Below are 20,857 nucleotides of genomic sequence, written 5' to 3'. Positions count from 1 at the left end.
GACCATGGATCTGGCAGGGCCAGCCAGTACGCTGCCATATTCAGCAGCAGTTTCGATAAAGGTGGTGGAAGTATGAGTGTGATGAGAAAAAATAAAAATCGAATCAGGCTGGATTGGAGCGGCTATATGTTTATTTTGCCGGCCATGCTGATTCTGATGTTGTTCTTGATCTATCCGATTGTGTGGGCATTTATCGTCAGCTTCAAGGAGATCAAGCCGCTGGAGCTCAAGAATTCCGGCCTGTTTGAAATTCCAGGTGAATTTGTCGGCCTGTCCCAATATATCGAGGTTTTCCAGAATGAACTGTTTATCAAGGCGTTATTCAACACCGCCTACTTCGGACTGATCTATATTCCGATTACCCTGATGGCAGCAGCGCTGCTGGCGGTATTGCTAACTCAAAAAATACCCGGCGTCAATTTCTTTCGCACGGTTTTGTTCATTCCCTATATTATTTCGGTAGTCAGTGCGAGTCTGATCTTCCTGTTTATCTTCAATGGTGAGCAGGGGATGATTAACGCCGTCTTAATGAAATTCAGCATAGATGGACCGAACTGGCTCTCCAATTCATTGCTTGCGATGCCCGTTATTGCGGTGATGAGTGCCTGGAAAAAAGTCGGATATTTCATGCTGATCTATCTGGCTGGCCTGCAGAACATTCCGCAGAGCTTGTATGAGGCCGCCGATATCGACGGAGCCAATGCCTTTCAGCGTTTCTGGCTCATTACATGGCCGATGTTGAGCCGGATTACACTCGTGGTCAGCGTGCTGCTCATGATCGATACGCTGAATGTATTCCAGGAAATCTTCGTCATGACCGGCGGAGGTCCGGGGGATTCGACCACGACAGTGCCGTTCCTCATCTATAATGAAGCGTTCAAATATTACCGGATTGGTTCGGCTTCCGCCATGTCTTACATTTTATTTATCATTGTCATCATTGTTACCGTCATTCAAAAGCGTGCGGTAGACAAACGCCTCGGATAAGGAGGGGATCGGTATGCAAAAAAGAGCAATCGGCTTGCAAATCGTCATGTGGGTGCTTTGTCTGATCTTCATGATGCCACTATACTGGCTATTTGTTTCAAGTGTGAAGAGTGACGCGGAGATCACTCGTTTTCCGCCCACTTTCTGGCCGGAATCGTTTCAGTGGAGCAATTTCGCCGAAATCTGGAGTCGGCTGGATTTTACCCAAACCTTTTTCAATTCCATTTATGTGTCCACGTCGACCACGATTTTGATTGCCATGTTTTCAACCTTTGCGGCCTATGCGCTTTCCAAAAAGCACATCTACGGCAAGGACATCATGTTCATGGTGTTGGTCGGTACGATGACCGTGCCGCCGCCAGCCCTGCTGCTGCCGCTATATTTCATCATCATCAAGCTTGGTATGTATGATACGCTGCACAGCTTGATCTTGCCGTTCAGTGTGACGGTCTTTGGTATCTTCTTCATGAAGCAGTATATGGATGATATTCCGGATGAGCTGATTGAGGCGGCGCGTATTGATGGGTGTGGAGAGTTTCGAATATTCTTCCAGATCATTGCCCCGCTCATCAAGCCAGCGGTAACCACCTTGATTATCATTGAGTTCGTCAACAACTGGAATTCCTTCACCATGCCGCTCGTGTTGCTGCAAAGTGAAGACAAGTATACGCTTCCGTTGAAGCTTGCCATGCTGTCTTCGGAAAGTGTAGCCATTCCATGGTCGCAAATATTGGCGGCCAACCTGCTCACCATCGTGCCGGTTGTCATTCTGTTTATCGGTCTGCAACGCTTTTTCATCAAAGGCATCATGGACGGGGCGGTAAAAGGGTAATTTCAAGTTATTCAGTCCATGCGGTTGGCTCTGCGGCAAGCGGAGTCAGCCCTTATTTTTTAGAACGGAGGTGATCGAGATGCTGGTTTCATCAGAAATGGCCCAATCCATTGTGGAAGAGACGGAGAAGGTCATTAAGCGCAATGTCAATTTTATGAATAGCGAGGCCCAGATCATTGCGAGTATTGATCAGGCTCGCATCGGGGATTTTCATGAAGGCGCACAAGAAGTGCTGCGCACCAAACAAAAAGTGATGATTACCGAGGACGATCCGGTAAGAGGGGTGAAGGCCGGAGTGAACCTCCCCGTTTACCTCAAGGACCAGATTGTGGGCGTGATCGGGATTACCGGTTCCGAGACAGAGGTGCTTCAATTGGGTGAAGTCATTCAGAAAATGACTGAAATTCTGGTGAAAGAAGCGTATCTCGATCAACAGCTGGAGCTGGAACAGCAGGCGAGGAAGTCCTTTATTGACGAATGGGTGGCGGGAAACTGGCAGGATGACAAGCTGTTCGCCGCTCGCGGATGGATGATGGAGATCAACGTGTATTTGCCTCGGATCGTGCTCGTGTTTGATCTGCTTCAGTTTAGCGAGGTCGTCTATGACCATCTTAAGCATCACCAGGGGGATGTGAGGGGTGAACTGGAAATTCAGCGGACACGCAAGGCTATCCTCGATACGATCATTCGGTATTTCGGACCGCAAAAGGAAGCGATCGCGGTCAGTACCGGAAGCTCGAAGTACACCGTGCTGCTGCCGGTCAACCCGGAGAAATCGCTGGAGGAACAAAAAGAACGCATTCGTTTTGATGTGGCACGTATCCTCCGTTACATTTCCAACCAGCACGGCTTTGAAGCGGCATGCGGGGCCGGCAGATATCTCGAAGGACTATCCGGCATCTCCAGATCATTCAGGGAAGCAGATCGGGCGGTGTCTTTTGCCAAAACAGCCGAACCGCGCCTCAAGTTCTATGATGAAATGGGACTGGAATCATTTATCTCGGAGATTTCCAGGGAAACCAGGGAGGACTTCATCGAGCGGATGCTCAGGCTGAACCGCAACGCCAATCAGGAGCAGCTGCTGGAGACACTTCGCGTATTTTTCACGTGCAACCAGTCGATTAATGAGGCCGCCAACCAATTGTTTATTCATAAGAATACATTGCAGTATCGCCTGAAGAAGATCAAGGAATGGACAGGGTACGATCCGCGCGTGCTGGAAGATGCCGTGTTACTCTATGTCGCGATGACCATGCATGCGTTTGGTGATCTGAATGAGGCCAGTTGGTACGGATAACAAAAAAGAAAAGGGCGCCGTCCCTTTTTTTGTTTCCGGTTCTATAGATCGTCCCCATCGAATGCATTACGATGGAAGTATGAAAACGTGATTTCGATAGATATCGGGCCGTCCGAAGACGGACAGGAAAGAGAGAGAAAGGTGATGACCATGGGAGAGATTCATTTGACTGAGAGCAAGCGAGCCCGCATCCTGGACAACTTAACCTTTGTATATGGAGAGGAAAAGGCACACAAAACGTATGAAGCCATCGCGGACATGCTGGAGGATGTCCAGGCCAAACCCGCGAAACAATGGGTCGATGAGCAGGATGTGATGCTCATTACGTACGGGGATTCCATCCGGGAAGAAGGAGAGAGTCCGCTAAGCAGCTTGCATCGATTCCTGAATGACAATATGAAAGACAAGCTTACAAATGTTCATCTATTACCGTTTTATCCGTATTCTTCGGATGACGGATTTTCGGTTATCGACTATGAGCAGGTGGATCCGGCACTCGGTAACTGGTCAGACATTCTCAAGCTTCATGAAGACTACCATCTCATGTTTGACGCGGTCATCAACCATATTTCGCAAGAGAGTGAATGGTTTCAGCAGTATTTGAAGGGCGATCCGGCATTTGCCTCGTATTTTATCGAAGCAGACCCGAATGAAGACTACCGTTCTGTCACTCGTCCGCGAGCGTTGCCATTGCTGACACCATTTGAGACGGCAAACGGTCTCAAGCATATCTGGACGACGTTCAGCGATGATCAGATCGACTTGAATTATGAGAATGAACAGGTTCTGCTGCATATTCTGCGTATCTTACTGATGTATGTAGACCGGGGAGCCCGTTTTCTTCGCCTTGATGCGATCGGATTCATGTGGAAGAAGCTCGGAACGACCAGTATTCATCTCGAGGAAGCCCACAGATTGATCCAGGTCATGCGTGATGTGCTGGAGTCCGCTGCCCCAGGTACAATCCTGATTACCGAAACGAATGTGCCGCACAAGGAGAATATTAGCTATTTCGGAAACGGACACAATGAAGCGCACATGGTCTATCAATTTCCGCTGCCCCCGCTCACCCTGCACGCACTGCAAACGGGCCGTGCCCGCAAGCTGTCTGAATGGGCAGATTCACTGGAGCCGACGACAGCTGAAACGTCATTTTTCAACTTCCTGGCTTCGCATGACGGGATTGGCGTTCGTCCTGTGGAAGGTCTGCTGACGAAGGAAGAGGTCCAGGCGATGGTGGACAAGGTGCAGCAGCATGGCGGCTTTGTCTCCTACAAGGATAATGGGGATGGCACGAAGAGTCCGTATGAGCTGAATATTAACTACATGGATGCACTGTCAGCGCCTGAGGAACAGCAGGACATGAGAGTGGCGAGATTTATGGCTGCCCAGTCCATCCTGCTGTCCATGCAGGGCGTGCCTGGCATCTACATTCACAGCTTGCTCGGTTCCCAAAATGACCTGGAGGGTGTGAAGAAGACAGGTCGCAACCGCTCGATTAACCGGGAGAAGCTGGAGCGAAAGGCTGTTCAGGCGGAACTGGACCGTGAAGGATCGCTTCGCCATGACGTGTTCACCTCCTTCCAAAAGCTGATTGCTATGCGACAGGGATCGAAAGCGTTCCATCCGAACGGGGAGCAGAAGGTGCTCATGCTCGATGATCGCGTGTTTTCCTTATTGAGAACGTCTCCGGATAGGGACGAAGCCGTCGCTGTTCTGATCAATGTCAGTGATGAGCAGGTCACGCTGGAACGATCCGCTCAGGAACTGGGATTGACAGCTTCAGAGACTGCAACAGATCTCATGACCGGCAACGTCGTGGAGTGTGGAGCTGATCGAATATCGCTTACACTTGAGCCTTATCAAGTCATGTGGCTGAATCAATAGGAGAGGAGGAAGCCGAATGAAGATCGTCGTCGCACCGGATTCGTTCAAGGGCTCGATGTCGAGCACGGCAGCAGCGAATCAAATTGAAGCGGGTTTCCGATCGGTGGACCCGTTGCTCGAAATTGTGCAAATTCCGATGGCCGATGGCGGGGAAGGCACGGTGGATGCCATCTTGGCTGCGGTCGGTGGGGAACGAGTGACAGTACCTGCGTTGGACCCGCTTGGTCGTCCGATTACGGCTTGCTATGGCTGGTTGGCCGCGAGCAAAACGGCGGTAATCGAGACGGCAGCCGCCTCGGGTTTGCCGCTGCTGACCGCAGACGAGCGGAATCCCTTCCTGACTTCCACCTATGGCACCGGTCAGTTGATCAAGGCAGCGCTGGATCACGGAGCGGAAACGCTCGTGCTAGGGATCGGAGGCAGCGCAACGGTGGATGCCGGGACGGGCTGTTTTCAGGCACTGGGCGTTCGCTTTGCCAATGCCAAGGGTGAAGAGCTGAATATGTGCGGGGGGAAACTGGGTGAGGTCGAACAGATCGATGTGGCAGAACTGGACCCGAGACTCCGGCATACGCGTATTCAGATTGCTTCGGATGTCACGAATCCGCTCCTTGGAAATGAAGGTGCAGTGGTGGTATTTGGACCGCAGAAAGGGCTAAGAGAAGAAGAATTCTCGGCGTTTGAGAAAGCGATGACCCATTATGCCCAGGTGATGAGTATGACCACAGGCACGGACTATATCCATGCCGCCGGAAGCGGGGCAGCGGGGGGATTTGGATTTACACTGCTGTCGCTACTGAAAGTAGAGATGAAGAGCGGGCTTCTGCTGATGAGTGAATGGTCTCGTCTGGAGGAACGCATTGCGGCAGCAGATCTGGTGATCACGGGGGAAGGCCGAATGGATGCACAGTCCCTTTACGGCAAAGTTCCGGTTGGCATTGCCCGGCTTGCCCGACCATACGAGGTTCCCGTTGTCGCCTTTACCGGTCAGATGTCCGGTGAGATGACGACCTTTCAGCAGGAAGGTCTTGCACTCGTCTGTCCAATTGTAGACCGGCCGATGGGGCTGGACGAGGCAATCCGTGAGGGAGAAGCACTATTGTATGAAGCCAGCGCCAGACTGATGGAAACGTTGCGACTGGTATATAGATAGACATAGACTCTCTTGTTTATACAGATTCCTGATAAGGGAATCGAGATGAACAAGAGGGTTTTTTTATCGCTTATGATCGTGATCGGGATGGTGCGGTTGTCGTGATCGTAAAATATTGAAAGCATTCGGTAGCCTCTCTCATTGTCTCGTGTCGATCCATCATGTAAAATAGCGGATACAACATACAAATAAGTTGAAAGCGCAATCATTCAGAGGGATTGTGCTTTTGAAGAGACAGGGTGAGGACATGGGGTTGACATATGCAATCATCGGCTGTGGCAGAATCTCTCCAAATCATATTGCGGCAGCCATCGAAAATCAGATGAAGGTAGTGGCGTTGTGCGATACAGATCCGAAGAAAATGGCAGGGGTCGCCGCGCAGTTCGATCTGCCTGAAACGACGTCATGCTATACCGACTATCGGGAACTGATTCGGGAGGAACAGGTTGATCTGATCGCCATATGCACAGACAGTGGACGACATGCGAGCATTGCCATAGATTGTATTCAGGCGGGCATTCATCTCATTATTGAAAAGCCGATCGCCCTCTCTATCGAGGATGCAGATCAAATTATAGAGCTGGCAAACAAGCACCGAGTCAAGGTGAGTGCCTGTCATCAGTACCGTTTCAATAAAGCAGTGCAGCAAGTGAGGAAAGCGGTGGAGGAAGAACGGTTTGGCCGTTTGATGTATGGAACAGCCACCACACGCTGGTATAGAGACGAGAGCTACTATGCCCAGGCTGACTGGCGCGGAACATGGGAGCTCGATGGCGGTACATTGATGAACCAGTGCATCCACAATATTGATCTGCTGCGCTGGATGATGGGGGATGAAGTGAAAGAGGTAATCGGACTAACGGATAATCTGAATCATCCCTATATAGAGGCAGAGGATATTGGTCTGGCTATGATTTTATTCGAAAATGGCGGCTATGGACTGGTGGAAGGCACGGCGAACACGTATCCGCTCGATCTCGAGGAAACCTTGTATCTCTCCGGTGTGAAAGGTACGGCAAAGGCAGGCGGAAAATCGGTGAATCTGATTGAGGAATGGCACTTCTCGGATGGCCAAGATGACCCGGATGCCATTCGGAACCTGTACAAGGAGATGCCGCCAAATGTATACGGGTTTGGCCATGAGCGTCTCTATGAAGATGTGAAGGAAGCGATCGAACAGGATCGGGAGCCGTATGTTACGGCTGAGGATGGAAAAAAGGCGGTCGAGCTGGTGCTGGCCATTTATCAATCTGCTGCCGAAGGAAAGCGTATTACGCTTCCTCTGAAATCGGGCAGCACGATGGATTATACAGGTCGATTTGATCAGCGGAATAAAGAATAAAGCAACCTGAACGAAGCAAACTCCTCTTTTCGTGAACAGTGAGATCGATTCGCTGTCATAGAAAAGAGGAGTTTTTTTGTCCGCACATTTGCATCTGCGTGCAGGCTTTTGCGCAGTCTTAAAGCTTGGAGTCTTCTTGCGAATCTGGGGGAGCGGCTTTCTCGGTTCCGTTTTCAGGTTCATTTTCACTTGCCTGCTGGTTTAATTCGGCCAGCTTTTGCAGTAAAATATGCTGAGGCATATGCATGAGGTGCTCAAGAGGAACACCGAGCGCTTTTGCCAGTTTCTGAGCGGTATCGGGCGAGATTTGCAAGGGTCTCATATGATCACTCCTTTTCTCTCCCCAGTATAGCAAACGGAATCGAATACATTCAATGAAAGAAGGGATGACGTTGAACCATCCATTGCCACAACGCTGGAATTTGGATCGTATCTTTGAAGGAGGCAGTGCCTCGGAGAGCTTCCAGGCCTTTCTGTCCGAGTTGCAGCAGGATCTGAATACTTTTGCAGGCATGCTGCAAATTGAGGGCTCAGCTGAACAGCTGGCCCAGCAGCTGGAGCCATTGACGGATCAGTTGCAATCCCTGCAAAGCCGACTGCTGGAGGGGATATCCTTTGCGGATTGTCTGTCTTCCAATGATATGAAGGATCATCAAGCAGTTCGGCTGGGCAGTAAAATGAAGGAACTGCTGGCGGAGTATGAGAATGCCCTGAACCGGTTTGATCAATGGCTGCTGAAAACGGAAGCATCTCAGCTCAAGCAGCTACTGGCAGACGCAGGACTCTCGGACATTACGTATCCCGTCATGGAACGCAGAGAATGGGCAGCCATGAAACTGGATGCGGACAAGGAAGCACTGATTCAGGATCTGGCGCTTGACGGATATCATGGCTGGGCGGAGCATTATAATACGATTGTCAGCCGCCTGTCGTTTCAGTGGGAGGAAGATGGCAAGCCGGTTCAGCTTTCCGCGGGTCAGGCGGCAAACAAGCTCGGCAGCAAAGAGGAAGCAGTTCGCTCACGCATGTTTGCAGAATGGGAGCGGGTGTGGGGCGAGCATGCCGATTTGTTTGCCGATACCCTGAATCGGGTAGCGGGCTACCGATTGAATATGTATAAGCATCGGAATTGGGAGGTGCTGCAGGAGCCGCTGCATATGAATCGCATGAGTGAGCAGACGCTTCAAGTCATGTGGCAGGTCATTTCGGAGCAGAAGTCACGCTTTCTGCCTTATCTGGAACGGAAGGCCAAGCTGCTTGGCAAGGATAAGCTGAGCTGGGTGGATGTCGATGCTCCGGTCGGTGAAGCCAGCAAGACCTATTCGTATGATGAGGCGGCCGCTTTTATCGTGGCGCAGTTTGGCAAGCAGATGCCGAAGCTGGCTACTTTTGCCGAGATGGCTTTTGAAGAGGGATGGATCGAAGCGGAGGACCGCAGCGGCAAGCGTCCGGGCGGATTTTGCACGTCCTTTCCAGAGAGTGAGGAAACCCGCATATTTATGACCTTTGACGGCAGTCCGTCCAATGTGTCTACCCTGGCGCATGAGCTCGGTCATGGCTTCCATCAATATGTGATGGATGATCTGCCGCCACTTGCCCAAAATTATGCGATGAATGTCGCGGAGACAGCATCCACACTTGCAGAATGGATCGTCTCTGATGCAGCGGTGAAGGCAGCGGACAGCGAGGAGGAGCGAATCAGCCTGCTCGACGAGAAGCTGCAGCGGTCGGTTGCGTTTTATATGAACATTCATGCCCGCTTCTTGTTTGAGACCCGGTTTTATGAGAAGCGCAAGCAGGGGGTTGTTTCTGCTGAAGAACTGAATGAATGGATGATGGTTGCCCAGCGGGAGGCTTATGCAGACGCGCTTCAGGATGAACATCCGCATTTTTGGGCGTCGAAGCTTCACTTCTATTTGACCGATGTGCCTTTTTACAACTTTCCGTATACGTTTGGCTATTTGTTCAGTGCCGGTCTGTATGCCGAAGCGGAGAAGCAGGGCGAGGCGTTTGAGGAACGCTATATCGCATTGCTCAGGGATACGGGCATCATGAAGGTGGAAGACCTGGCGATGAAGCATTTGGGCGTGGATTTGACGCATCCAGGTTTCTGGGAGGCAGCCATTGCGTTGACAGCACGAGATCTGGATGAATTTCTGGCATTAACCCAATGAATGCGTCGCCTCGCACATCCGTTCCATCACTTCTCGGTTCAATGAATCGGTGACTCCTTGGACCGCATGATTCCGCGACTCCGCAACTTCGCAATTCAAACAGGCACACAAAAAGGACGATATCTCGTTGAACGGGAATCGTCCTTTTTGTATCTACAGGTCAATGGCAACAGGAGAAGAGATTAAATGGCATAATCCCCGTTGTAACTGATCAGGGACACATCCATGACGCCTTCCTGATCCTGTAGCAGACTCATAAAGGCTGTATTGTCATCCTTCAGGTTCACTTCTACCGTCATCTCGATCAAATCTTTACGAACGGTTTTGGATTTCAGTCTGGAATTCAGCGTTCGGATGGTTTTCAATACCACTTCGTGTGCTTCCGACCGATAATGAATGACAAGCAGATAAGGAAAATTGCGAGCGCGCTTCAGCGACAGCCAGGCAATGACGATGCCGACAGCGATGGAACCGATGATGGCAACGGGATAGAGCTTGGCACCTGTGGCAATGCCTGCCGCGATGGCCCAGAACATGTACACGATATCCAGCGGGTCTTTCACCGCCGTACGAAACCGCACGATACTCAAGGCGCCTACCATCCCGAGCGAGAGGACGATATTGGTACTGATGGTCATAATGATCATGGTGGTGATCATGGTGATCAGAACGAAGGAGATGTTGTAATTATGGCTGTACACCACGCCCCGGAAGCATTTTGAATACACGTAATAGATAAACATTCCGATCAGGAAAGAAATAAAAAGTCCCAGTAAAAAATCAACAAGGGTAAGAGAACCGAAAGCATTTAGATCTAGAAATTTGTCTTTGATAACATCCTGAAAATTTACCATCCACTCAGATCTCCTTTAACTGATACTCACACCATTTGGATTTGCGTCTGCGACGATCGGTCCAGGCAGCTGTCTAGTAGGAACCGTACATTTTTTTGGCCAGGCACAACACATATTTGGATATCGCTGAACGCTGGAACCGGTTCAGGTCAATCATCGACTGGATGTGGGAAGGCATAAACGAATTGAATTTGACTTCCATGATCAGCCGTTCCTTCTCCAGAATTTCGTTGGTTACGATATCGGGTTCGAAGATATCGACGGTATTGATTCCTGCACTTAATTCTTTGTCGAACGTAATTCGCACGTTAGAAATCGGGTAGATATAGGCCTCGCGAATGTAATCAACGATGATGGAGGGCTTCATGTGCCCGTCCTTCAGATCAGCATGGAACTCTTGCTGGAGGGTATCGCCCTTTAGCAGAAATTCGATTTCGCCATTGAGAATCATCTCATATTGCGGTCGGGTAAGCCGTGACGATTCCTTGCAAATGAACTCATTGTACTTGCTTTTTCTCTCCAGCATGATGTATGCATCGGAGCGATTATAGATCCGGATGCGATACTTCTTGCGATGGAAGATTCCGTTGATCTTCTCGTAATAAGAGGACTGTTTGAGACTGTCAAAATACAAGCTGCGAATATGATAGCCTTCCGGACCCTGTGAATAGGGGTCCAGGGACAACAGTCCTCTGGTCTTGGTTCGGAGTGTATGGTACTCAAAATCATGCAGGTAATACTTTAATTCATGGCGGAGATTTTTATTTGCAAATTTCATGTCGCGCCTCCTGCTTCGGTTTATGGGGATGAAGGTTCGATATGAATTTCTCTTACGCCAAAATAGAGCCGATCCTCAACATCCTGATACACATCGAACGGGAGCATGATGTTTCCTTTCTCATCTTGAATGGTGACCCGCCAATAATACGTACCGCTGGGCAGCAAATCCAGCTCGATATGGTTTTCGGTCAACTTCTTGGAGGTCAGAACAGAAGAGAAATCAGGCGACTTGCTTAATTCAAACGTATACGCCAGCCGATCTCCCTGGAGATCATAGGAATAATCCCAGGAGAACACATGCTGGTTATTTTCCACCCTGATGTTATCCAGGTAGATGGGCATCGGTTTCTCCAGATTGACCAGAAAGTCTTCCAGCTGTTGTCTCGGCAAAGGCGGAATTTTTTTGATGGTTTCTTCGAATTCAGCCAGGGTGCCCGGCAGCTTGGTGACATCCGGTTCGCGTGAAATATAGGCTTTGACAACGGGATAATATTGATCAATAAACTGCTGGGTCTGTTCTTCGGTTACGATCTTCAGCAGATCGTTCATCTTTTGGATGAGGAGCTCGATATGCTCCGGTTTTTTGAAATACCTTTGATGCAAAATCGTTCCCCAATAGTTAGCAATTCCCTGCTCCCAAATTGAAAGCTCCTGGGCTTCCTCTTCATCGAAGATGGAAAATCCCCATCCTCCGTCATAATCCCAAGGCAGGAAAAACCATTTTTCTGAATTCAATGGAGAATAGAGCAAGAAGTTCTGGGAATTGGTGTCCATGTTGTCAAAGAGAATATTGACGGCTACCCAGGTCAGATAGTTGTCTTCATCAAAATAGCGGTCAAAGACCTCGTTGAAATTTTGAGAGGGATCATTGACGTCCTCGAGCATGTCGATGAGCTTCGCATGATCCTGACTTCCGTTGATCTCCAGAACAGTTTCAAATACATCTTTGTCATAGCCGGGGTCGGATTTGAGCTTGATCTGTTCGGGATAACGGAAGAATTCAAAGTTGTTGGCTTTGTATAAATGACCATTTGGGTCGAGACCATGCGTTCTCAGAAAGGATTTATTGGGATGTTCCACCTGGGTAAACAGTCCGTATTCCTTAAACGAGCGATCCGCTGCTACGTCCGATGTCAGGTCCTTGATGTGCAGGCTGACAAATTGGGTTCGCAGGCTTGTCAGATCCGGGATGAGTTCAAAGTAATCGAAGCTGAGCTTGTTGCGAAAGCGGGTAATGTCATAGGGATGCTTGTTCAGGTTGAGATTGTTCTGCTCTCTCCAGTAACCGGTCTCGTCCATCAGCTTGATCTTGTAGGACTTTTGAGGCGCCCGCATGGTAGATCTTCCCCGGGTGGTAATGGTCGCATTGGCTACCGTTTGACCGGATTCAAAGTATCCGGCCTTCACTCCCTCCAGATCCCCTTCCTGAAAGATCGCTTTAAACACGGTTTTCTCCGTATCTATGGTATTGGTGATCTGGTTTAGTATCTCAAACCGTTTGGGTGGCTGTTCCTTGAGATTCTCAGGCGTGACGGTGACATACAACTGGATGACACCATCACTGTCACGCTCGTATACCATTCGATCATCTGTGAGTTTGGGTACAAAGGGCTCAGAATCCGGGATTCCCAGATCATTCTGGTCGGATTGAGCCTGATCGTTGGCCGAGTCCGGTGCGAGATTTTGATTCCAGCATCCGCTAAGCAGCAACGTACAAATGAGGACGGCTGGCATAAGTTTACGATTGAACACTTGAATCCCCCTCTTTGGATAACAGCGGCTGGGCACTGAACGTGTAATAGTGAATGTGACTGGAGATATGGGCAAGTCGCCGATACGCAACAGCAAATGACAGAAAGCAGGACAGGAAAAATCCGAGTCCATGTCGTTCCAGGTACATGCTGACCCAGGTGAGCACCACCGTGGAAACAAAAAACAGCAGCGTCAGCCTGAATACCGCCATGCGATCATCGAAATACAGCAGCAACAGACAGATGGTGGAGAAAACGATGAACATGTAAAAGGCCAGCACCAGCACCGTGAAGGTATCGATCTGATAGGAGGTGAAGCCGAGCTTTGGCAAGAATCGAATACCTAGAGCCAGGCAAATGACCGAGACAATTAACTGGATGCCCATCATAAGAGTCAACTGCTGCATCAGCACTTTGTTCATTTCGTGCTTGGCTTGATTGATGTCCAGAATGGTGCCCTTTTCAATAATCGTGTCATAGTATTTTCGATACTTGGGATAGAAAGCCGTCTCCACACTCATAACGAAGATAACCATAGACGGGATGACGGTGATAAACCCGTAAAAAACGGGCAGATCATAAAAATTGGAGACATAGTAAATGTTCTGAATCGGGTATTGATAGGTTGGCGCAATCCAGTACATGAACTGATGAACATACAAACCGAGCGCAAGAAAAAAGCTGGAGCCGATCAAGCTGTGAAATTTCTTGCGATAGGACAGAAAATGAAAGGATACCGGCGAATCTTCGTCTGTCCGAAAAAAGCGATCGATCCGGTGCAGCAGCCAGCCAGCCGTGAACAGAAAGCCAAATACAAAGCAGTAAAGCAGGTGTTGTGCTTGATGGATATCAAAGTAATGCACGCAAACAAACAGACTGGTCAAGGTAAGGAAAACGCCGATCAAGTACGCGTGCACGATCGATTTGTAATGTTTCACGGCTGTCACATAGGTAGAAGCCAGCCAGATAATCACGAGCTCCTGATAGAACAGGAAGGCTGGTAGAATGAGCTTCCAGTGTGCCAGTTTCATCAGGATAAAGGGCAGGGCCACCAGGCTGCTGGCGATCAGGCACAGACACAGGCATCCGTAAAATGTCGAAATGAGATGGGTGTAATTTTTTGTGAACAACCGATCAGCCAGATAGCGGGTGATGAACATATTGACAATGCTGGTAATCAGGTAAGAAAAAATAAAAGCATAGACCATCGAAACATGGATGAGCTCTCGCTCTACAAAATCAACCCCCGTTTGAAGCGACAAGCCTTGCACGCCCAAAATCATGAAAATACAGGAGATCAAGGGACCTACGGTGATAAATGAGGTGAAAGCAAAGGCCCGAACCTTTTGCAGTAAGCCCTCTTTGCGGTATAGCTTTCTAAGTTCAAAACCAATTCCAGCCATACCTTAACCTCCTAATTGCTGATAGAGTGCTTTATACTGAGAGATAAAGCTGTCCATCGTATAGTTGCTCTTTACCCGATTCAGTCCGTTCAGTCCGTATTGTGTGCGAAGCTCGGGATTCCGGCAAAGTTCGATCAGAGCTTGTCCAATCTGTTCATAGTGCATGACCGGTGCCACCATGCCGGCTGGACCATAGGGATCGTCCTTGCCGTAGATCAATTCCTTGCAACTACCGACATCAGTGGTGACAAATGGCTTGCCTGCCGCCATTCCCTCCAGCAGGGCCAGCGGCTGTCCCTCACTGATGCTAGTCAGCGTCAAGATATCCATGCGCCCCATGTACGCCTTGATCGGGATCTGGCCTGTGAATATGACGTTTTGCAAATCCAGAGATTTGGCCAGTTGCAGACATTCATCGTAATACTGGAGGTCTTCCTCGTAAGGCCCCATGACATAGAAGCGGGCATTCGGCACTTCACGCTGTACGACCTGAAAGCTGTGCAACATCGTTTTGATATCTTTGATAGGCACGACCCGAATGAAGGCGCCGATATTGATGAATTGCCTGTCTTCCTCTGTAGGAGGAGCGATATCTTCAAAAAAGGTAACGTTCACGCCATTGGGAATGATTTTGATTTTGTCTTCCTCGCACCCCAGTTCTACTTCAATCTCCTTATTGCGATGGAAGAGGGTAATGACCTCATCGGTCAACTGATAGGCACAACCGGACAGCGAATAAAAGTATTGAATCCAGAGGTCTTTGAAGTAGCCTTTCACCCAGTCGGCCTTGATGATTTCTTCCTCTCTTTCCCTGGAATAGATTCCGTGCTCTGTCAGCAAAAAAGGCTTGTGGTGCTGGTACTTGGCATACGCCCCCATCAAGCCTGCATATCCGGTGGATACGCTATGGTACAAATCCGCTTCCGGCATATCATCTCTCAGCAGCTGAAGCATGGGCAGCAGCATAGAGCGCACCGTCCAGAATAGCTCTGTGAAGGGAACCTGTGAATATTGGGTAAGAGCAAGCTCCTGAATCATGTCATAGAAGTTGAGACTCATCAGAAACTCGGTAGAGCTTTTTTTCTTAATCGTTTCCATCGTGTCAAAAAAGGACGCCCAGTCAATCTGAAGATCGTTGCGCAGAATCTGCAGGAAATGCTCCGAACCCTTATCACCAAGGCGAAATTTCTTCCCCCAAGTCGCGGCTTCAGATTTGTAATCATCAAGAAAGGCTTCCCGGACTTCGATGACGTTGTCAGGCAGTTCATAACGATACTGACCTTTCTTGGATGCTTCTGCGCCGATGGCATAAATAATAAATTCATGCTCAGGCATGGCGCGAATCAGGCTGTGCACCCAGCTTGAAACGCCACCGGAAATGTAGGGATAAGAGCCCTCTGCCAATATGCATATTCTCATGATACCACCAGTTTTATTTCAGATTTGGCTTTCGTTGTTTCTACCAGATACGTCTGATCATCAATTTTCTGAACCGTACAATCGATCGCTTCGCGAATCTCTTTATCTGTTCGAAGGATGAAGGTCATAGTCTGTTGTTCAGAGAAATCATTCAGATAGATTTGAATGCGTTCATTCGTTTGATGGAAATAGACCTCCGTTTCGAGATGCTTCTCCAGTGCAATGGCTGCTTCAGCAGAGGTCATAGGGTTGAGCCAAGGATATTGATTGGAGAAAAGAGAAATAAAGGCTTCAAAGTCGGCTTTTAGATCGTCCCATGATTTTCGCTCCGCATTCCGATGATCAAAATCAGTGATATCATCGGGATGGAAGAAATGAGAGAAGATCCCGATTGTCGTAAGTCCATTGATGGCTGACCACTGATTGAACTCGCTGTTCTCAAAGCCCGAAGTTAACCGAGGGAGTTCAATCAATCCATCTTCCGCCACTTCATATTCCTGAATATATGCGGTACGGCTGTAGTCTTCATTATAGAGCGAAGCAATATTCGTCAACTCCGGCCAGCTGGCCTTGAGGGCATCTCTTCCCGTCTCGTCGAGTGCATTGGAAGGCGGGACATAGGTCTGGATCGCGTAATCGGGAAAGGAACGTCTGAAATGCTGAAGCGCCTCCTTGATGGCAAGAGACATCTCTGCTTCAGACTTCCAGGACTTGTAGTCAAAGAAGTTGGCGATGCGTTTGCTCGTTACGAGAGACTGGTGATTATAGCCGTGCAGGCCGATTTCGCCACCCTGCTTGAGGATATCCCGGCCATAGATAACCAGGTTGCTCATATTCTCATCTACTGGGGATGAAAAGGGAGGCTCTACCTGATTCTGATAGGATTGTATGAACACAGACGTGTATTTTAAATTGTACCGGTCTCCCATTGCGATGATATCCGGCCACCATATTTCCTTGATAAATCTCGTCATGGCCCGTCCATAATGATCATAAATTTGGAGTGAGCCTTGCTGACTTTTATTCTTTCTGTCAATCACACCGGAGTATGGCGCCGGAAAGTCATCCAGGTACATGATCTTCGCATTGAGAATGGGATAGATGAAATCGGGTTGAATAAAACTGAGCGTTCCGGCAATGAGGCCGCGGCTAAGCTTTTCCTGGAGGATCTGTCCGTTGAATACGGTAAAGCTCCCTTCTCCGTATGGTGTATGCCAGAGCAAAGGGATATTGTCATTTGAAGTCATCCAGACTTCCGTTTCTTTATCCAGATATACATTCAGCGAGACGTTAAGCAAGAAAGCTTCCTGGAATGAAGTTCCCGCCATGTTCAGCAGGATGTTTTTGGCGAACGAGACGCCCGTAGTCTCCATCCATTCGCCGTAGTCATACATACCTAGAAAACGATATAATCCGTGGAACTGGTCATTTCGGGCAGGCAGATCGGTAAAAAAGACATCGCCCCCGTCCTGGACGTACGCAATCAGCTCTGTCAGGCCCCAATACTCAGTCACGTCTGGGCTTGTAATGATCAGCATGTCATAGGAAGCGGGATTGAAGCTCGCCAGTTCCGTAACGGGAACCAGTTGCGTAGATTTCTTCATGTAGGACATAACCTGCTCTACATGTTCGGTAGCTGCATCGCTATAGGGATGACCAGGCTGATGAATAATGGCATAGCGCTGTTGGATCGTTGCCATCTCTTCTTTCTCTTCGCCAGAGAGGGCATGGACCACCTTGTCCGGATGATACCGTTCAATCTTGTTTAACTGGTCGTTCCAGGTAATCAAATAGGATGATCTGGACAGCTCGATAATGAGGATGAGAATCAATACGATGGCGACCATAATCCATATATTTTTTGATTCCAGATTGCGTTTTATTTTGCTCATCTCTCTCACTTCCCTCACTTCATTCACATCCAGTATCGAATCGTCGTCAAGGCTTCATTGGTCAATTTGATTGGAGAAGCCTTCAAATTGTGAAGTGTCTGATCAAATTCATCCTTCGATCGAAGCACATAATACAGCTCAAGCTGAAGCAGATAGGCTTCTTCACTGAGCGGGAACTGCTCCAGGTAACGTTCACTTGCTTCTCGGGCATCCGCATAGTTGGACAGCACAATGTCATTTCGAATTTTATGAGTGAAATGTTTTTCCTCGGCTTCTCCGGTATCGATCAGACGTTGCAACACCTCTGCGTACAATGCCTGATATTGCTTTCGTGTACTGCGATCAATGAAGCGGCTTTGCAAAAATGTGTCCAGGGAAGAAGCGAACTGCTTCAACACCGTCACATCTTGCTTGTTCTGTTCATAATGAACCGCCAGTTTCTGGATCTCCATCATCAACTGTCCGCGAAAGCTGGTAACAGCGGTCACCGCATAATGGGAGGTTTCCGTATCTTCATTCTCGATCGCAGCTTCAAGCAGCGAGACATTTTTGATTGCATCGTTTTTCAGTGCATCAAGCAGCAGTCGGCGTCGGACCGATGGAGTGGACATGGAGAGAGCCTCCGTCAAGGGCACAATATTGATTTCCCGTTGTACATCCTCTGACACAATATAGGGGTTGCTTTGTCTCTCCTGTCGCATTTCTTCTTCGAGTTCTTTCATCCAGTCTGCTACTTTGACAGCGGGCTTGCCTCTTTCCGACACATGCATCCAGATGGCAAACAGCAATCCGATATACGGAATGAGTAAACTAATCGCTACTTTTACAGGTGATCGCTTGACTAGACGGAAGAGCACAATATAAATGAGGGCGAGTATATAGTAGACGATGATGACGTATTCATGCATATAATCGATCCTCACTCATCATTTCAACGAAAATACGGGAATGTTCGAGGCGCTGGATGACAATATCGGCTTCATCCGGGTTTGTGTTATGCAGTAAAATGCAAATGGCGCCGTGATAATAGCCAAAGGCGTCTGTGTCTCTGAGCATTTTGTGAAGAAGCTGTCCAACAGCCTGTTCGGAAAGCGATGTCCGGATGATTCGCAGCAAGGTGAAGGTCACGAGCTGCTTGCGCTTCCCCTCCTGCATGTTGGCGAGCATGCTGGTGAAGTAGGGTTCAAGGATGATCTTGGTGCCCGGCATATATTTTTCATTGGCATTCGTGGTCTCGAACTGGATCGCTCTTGAAAGTGAAGTGGCAATCAGCTTGCTCGTCACGATCAAGGCATTCTCCCGGTAAAGGGAAAAGTGCTGAAAGGCAACCTGGTGCACGAAGATGACGGAGGTAACCCGATTCTCATAGACGATCGGAATGATATACATCGGCAAATCAGGATCCAGTGTCTTGTTCATCCAGATGATGCGTTGCTCAATCGCCTTTTTCAGATAAGGTTCATTCTCTACCTTGATGGAGCGTGGATGGTTCGAAGCCAGTGCCTGAGATTTGGCCATCAAGCGCAAATAATATTGATCCTCATTAATGGAATAGACGGAAACCTGGCTGGATTTCGTAATCTTTTCGAGCACTTCCACCGATGATTGCAGCACCTGTTGCGGTTCTAACAGCTCCAATTCCTTGATGATGCTATAGATGGTGCCCAGACTTTCCTCATTATGAATGATTTGAGACTGCAATTCTTCCTTGACCACCTGCGTGTCCCGATAGACCCGATTCAGAAAATGATATCTTTCTTTTTCGTTCTCCAGCTGTTCACGCGCATACTCCACATCGGCTCTTCGTTTGTCCGTAGAGTAGCCAATAAGCAGTCCAAAGAAAAGATAGATGGCAATGTTGAACAGGGCATCGGTATCATAGAGTAGAGAAACCAGCTCCCTGCCTGAATCCAGGCGCTCATAGAAATACAACCCGATGCTGAGCAGTACGGAAATCAGAGACTGACGGGTACCATACAGAACGGAAATAAAAATAATATAAATGATCTTGTAATCAATGAAGGTGTGCTGTACCCAGTGATGATTGGCCATGGTGAACCAGCACAGCAAAATAAAAATCACCAGGTTCTCTATATAGGGAAGCCATTTGATTTTTTTATGGATGGGTTCTTTTTTTTTTGCCTGCGTCTTTTTTTTACCGGCAGCCTTTGTTCCTCGCTGCCATTCAAAGGTTTTCTTCAACCCTTTGTCCAAATCATAAAGAGGAACCCAATCCAGCGTCTTCACAATTTGCCGGTTGTCTAATCTGGATTGATAGATATCGCCCGGTTTCGGGTCCAGATACGAGGTTTGATGGATCGTTTTGAATTGTGAAAGTTTCTCCAGCAACTCGTTAATGGACGTCTCTGAATTGGTAGACAAATTGAGTACGCCTTCCGCTGTGCTCTTGGCACCCTTGAAGATCGCATCGGCTACGTCCTCAACGTAGATGAAATCTCTCGTTTGCTCCCCGTCACCATAGACCTGAATCTCTTCGTTTCGTTGCAGGCGATCCATGAAAATGGAGATTACGCCGCCTTCTGCACTGCTCGTCTGCCGCGGTCCATATACGTTGGAAAAACGAAAGCATAGCGAGGACAGCTGATAAATCTGCTTCCACTTCTGCGTGTAATATTCCCCTAGCAGCTTGTTCATTCCATACGGAGACAGCGGGTCACACAGGTGGTCTTCCTGCAAAGGCAGTTGAGAAGAGTTGCCATAAACGGCTGCGGAAGAGGCCAGCATGAATCGCCGCACATGGTGCTTGCTGGATAATTCGAGCATATGTACCAGACCGGAAATGTTGGCGTGCGTATCCTGATAAGGGTGTTCGATGGACGTATGCACATTGGTTTGCGCAGCCAGGTGAACAACCACATCAAACTGAACGCTCCGAAATACCTCTTCACATTTCGAATCCGTTATATCCAGTTCATAGAAATGATGCGGGATCGTCACATTTTCTTTGTGGCCCGTGGATAAATTGTCTATGATATAGATTTTGTAGCCTTCTTTGAAAAATCTTTCTGCGACGAAAGACCCAATGAAGCCATAGCCTCCAGTAATTAGAACATTCAAGGAAATTT

The 20,857-nt window shown here is 48.6% G+C and carries 16 protein-coding genes; 7 read left to right on the top strand and 9 right to left on the bottom strand.

Annotation, left to right across the window (positions count from 1 at the left end):
• Positions 1–72: 72 nt before the first annotated feature.
• From ACFSUC_RS03810 to ACFSUC_RS03785, 6 genes are all read left to right on the top strand, one after another.
• Complete coding sequence (locus ACFSUC_RS03810) at positions 73–987, top strand: carbohydrate ABC transporter permease (protein WP_379928158.1); 915 nt, start codon at positions 73–75, stop codon at positions 985–987.
• A gap of 13 nt (positions 988–1,000) precedes the next feature.
• Positions 1,001–1,819, top strand: coding sequence for a carbohydrate ABC transporter permease (locus ACFSUC_RS03805; RefSeq protein WP_379928157.1), 819 nt, complete (start codon positions 1,001–1,003; stop codon positions 1,817–1,819).
• 79 nt (positions 1,820–1,898) lie between these two features.
• Positions 1,899–3,116: a CdaR family transcriptional regulator gene (locus tag ACFSUC_RS03800; protein ID WP_379928156.1), complete on the top strand. Its 1,218-nt coding sequence runs from the start codon at positions 1,899–1,901 to the stop codon at positions 3,114–3,116.
• 87 nt (positions 3,117–3,203) lie between these two features.
• The gene (locus ACFSUC_RS03795) at positions 3,204–5,003 is read left to right on the top strand and encodes an alpha-amylase family glycosyl hydrolase (protein WP_379928155.1); all 1,800 of its coding nucleotides are present in this window, start codon (positions 3,204–3,206) and stop codon (positions 5,001–5,003) included.
• Positions 5,004–5,019: 16 nt separating this feature from the next.
• On the top strand, positions 5,020–6,156 hold the full coding sequence (locus ACFSUC_RS03790) for a glycerate kinase (RefSeq protein ID WP_379928154.1): 1,137 nt from the start codon (positions 5,020–5,022) through the stop codon (positions 6,154–6,156).
• Between the two features lie 247 nt (positions 6,157–6,403).
• Complete coding sequence (locus tag ACFSUC_RS03785; protein ID WP_379928188.1) at positions 6,404–7,498, top strand: Gfo/Idh/MocA family protein; 1,095 nt, start codon at positions 6,404–6,406, stop codon at positions 7,496–7,498.
• A gap of 118 nt (positions 7,499–7,616) precedes the next feature.
• Here the strand turns inward: ACFSUC_RS03785 and ACFSUC_RS03780 are convergent, their stop codons facing one another.
• Positions 7,617–7,820, bottom strand: a complete 204-nt coding sequence (locus ACFSUC_RS03780; protein WP_379928153.1) for a YycC family protein — start codon at positions 7,818–7,820, stop codon at positions 7,617–7,619.
• A 64-nt stretch (positions 7,821–7,884) separates the two neighbouring features.
• On the opposite strand from ACFSUC_RS03780, the gene ACFSUC_RS03775 reads away from it, so the two are divergent.
• Entirely contained in the window at positions 7,885–9,672 is a 1,788-nt protein-coding gene (locus ACFSUC_RS03775; RefSeq protein ID WP_379928152.1) for a M3 family oligoendopeptidase, read from the top strand.
• A gap of 182 nt (positions 9,673–9,854) precedes the next feature.
• Here the strand turns inward: ACFSUC_RS03775 and ACFSUC_RS03770 are convergent, their stop codons facing one another.
• The 8 genes from ACFSUC_RS03770 to ACFSUC_RS03735 form a co-directional block, all read right to left on the bottom strand.
• On the bottom strand, positions 9,855–10,526 hold the full coding sequence (locus ACFSUC_RS03770) for a DUF4956 domain-containing protein (RefSeq protein WP_379928151.1): 672 nt from the start codon (positions 10,524–10,526) through the stop codon (positions 9,855–9,857).
• A 73-nt stretch (positions 10,527–10,599) separates the two neighbouring features.
• Positions 10,600–11,304, bottom strand: a complete 705-nt coding sequence (locus tag ACFSUC_RS03765) for a polyphosphate polymerase domain-containing protein (RefSeq protein WP_379928150.1) — start codon at positions 11,302–11,304, stop codon at positions 10,600–10,602.
• Positions 11,305–11,324: 20 nt separating this feature from the next.
• The gene (locus tag ACFSUC_RS03760) at positions 11,325–13,058 is read right to left on the bottom strand and encodes a CotH kinase family protein (RefSeq protein ID WP_379928149.1); all 1,734 of its coding nucleotides are present in this window, start codon (positions 13,056–13,058) and stop codon (positions 11,325–11,327) included.
• A complete protein-coding gene (gene pelG, locus ACFSUC_RS03755; protein ID WP_379928148.1) occupies positions 13,045–14,460 on the bottom strand; it encodes an exopolysaccharide Pel transporter PelG in 1,416 nt (471 codons plus the stop codon). Before pelG ends, ACFSUC_RS03760 begins: the two co-directional genes overlap by 14 nt.
• A gap of 3 nt (positions 14,461–14,463) precedes the next feature.
• Positions 14,464–15,879 (bottom strand): GT4 family glycosyltransferase PelF, encoded by a 1,416-nt coding sequence (gene pelF, locus ACFSUC_RS03750; RefSeq protein WP_379928147.1) that lies wholly within the window; start codon positions 15,877–15,879, stop codon positions 14,464–14,466.
• On the bottom strand, positions 15,876–17,771 hold the full coding sequence (locus ACFSUC_RS03745; protein ID WP_379928146.1) for a DUF2194 domain-containing protein: 1,896 nt from the start codon (positions 17,769–17,771) through the stop codon (positions 15,876–15,878). Before ACFSUC_RS03745 ends, pelF begins: the two co-directional genes overlap by 4 nt.
• Before the next feature lie 23 nt (positions 17,772–17,794).
• Positions 17,795–18,679: a hypothetical protein gene (locus ACFSUC_RS03740; RefSeq protein ID WP_379928145.1), complete on the bottom strand. Its 885-nt coding sequence runs from the start codon at positions 18,677–18,679 to the stop codon at positions 17,795–17,797.
• Positions 18,672–20,849, bottom strand: coding sequence for an NAD-dependent epimerase/dehydratase family protein (locus ACFSUC_RS03735; protein ID WP_379928144.1), 2,178 nt, complete (start codon positions 20,847–20,849; stop codon positions 18,672–18,674). The genes ACFSUC_RS03740 and ACFSUC_RS03735 overlap by 8 nt, the downstream gene beginning before the upstream one ends.
• Positions 20,850–20,857 lie beyond the last annotated feature (8 nt).

Source organism: Marinicrinis sediminis, from assembly GCF_042685085.1.
Classification (GTDB): Bacteria; Bacillota; Bacilli; order Paenibacillales; family KCTC-33676; genus Marinicrinis; species Marinicrinis sediminis.
This window is presented reverse-complemented; position numbering and strand designations above follow the sequence as displayed.

Coding starts and splice junctions, on each gene's coding strand:
- ACFSUC_RS03790 (WP_379928154.1), top strand. CDS start 5,020: ATGAAGATCGTCGTCGCACCGGATTCGTTCAAGGGCTCGATGTCGAGC.
- pelF (WP_379928147.1), bottom strand. CDS start 15,879: ATGAGAATATGCATATTGGCAGAGGGCTCTTATCCCTACATTTCCGGT.
- ACFSUC_RS03785 (WP_379928188.1), top strand. CDS start 6,404: ATGGGGTTGACATATGCAATCATCGGCTGTGGCAGAATCTCTCCAAAT.
- ACFSUC_RS03775 (WP_379928152.1), top strand. CDS start 7,885: ATGACGTTGAACCATCCATTGCCACAACGCTGGAATTTGGATCGTATC.
- ACFSUC_RS03740 (WP_379928145.1), bottom strand. CDS start 18,679: ATGCATGAATACGTCATCATCGTCTACTATATACTCGCCCTCATTTAT.
- ACFSUC_RS03780 (WP_379928153.1), bottom strand. CDS start 7,820: ATGAGACCCTTGCAAATCTCGCCCGATACCGCTCAGAAACTGGCAAAA.
- ACFSUC_RS03765 (WP_379928150.1), bottom strand. CDS start 11,304: ATGAAATTTGCAAATAAAAATCTCCGCCATGAATTAAAGTATTACCTG.
- ACFSUC_RS03805 (WP_379928157.1), top strand. CDS start 1,001: ATGCAAAAAAGAGCAATCGGCTTGCAAATCGTCATGTGGGTGCTTTGT.
- ACFSUC_RS03745 (WP_379928146.1), bottom strand. CDS start 17,771: ATGAGCAAAATAAAACGCAATCTGGAATCAAAAAATATATGGATTATG.
- pelG (WP_379928148.1), bottom strand. CDS start 14,460: ATGGCTGGAATTGGTTTTGAACTTAGAAAGCTATACCGCAAAGAGGGC.
- ACFSUC_RS03800 (WP_379928156.1), top strand. CDS start 1,899: ATGCTGGTTTCATCAGAAATGGCCCAATCCATTGTGGAAGAGACGGAG.
- ACFSUC_RS03770 (WP_379928151.1), bottom strand. CDS start 10,526: ATGGTAAATTTTCAGGATGTTATCAAAGACAAATTTCTAGATCTAAAT.
- ACFSUC_RS03810 (WP_379928158.1), top strand. CDS start 73: ATGAGTGTGATGAGAAAAAATAAAAATCGAATCAGGCTGGATTGGAGC.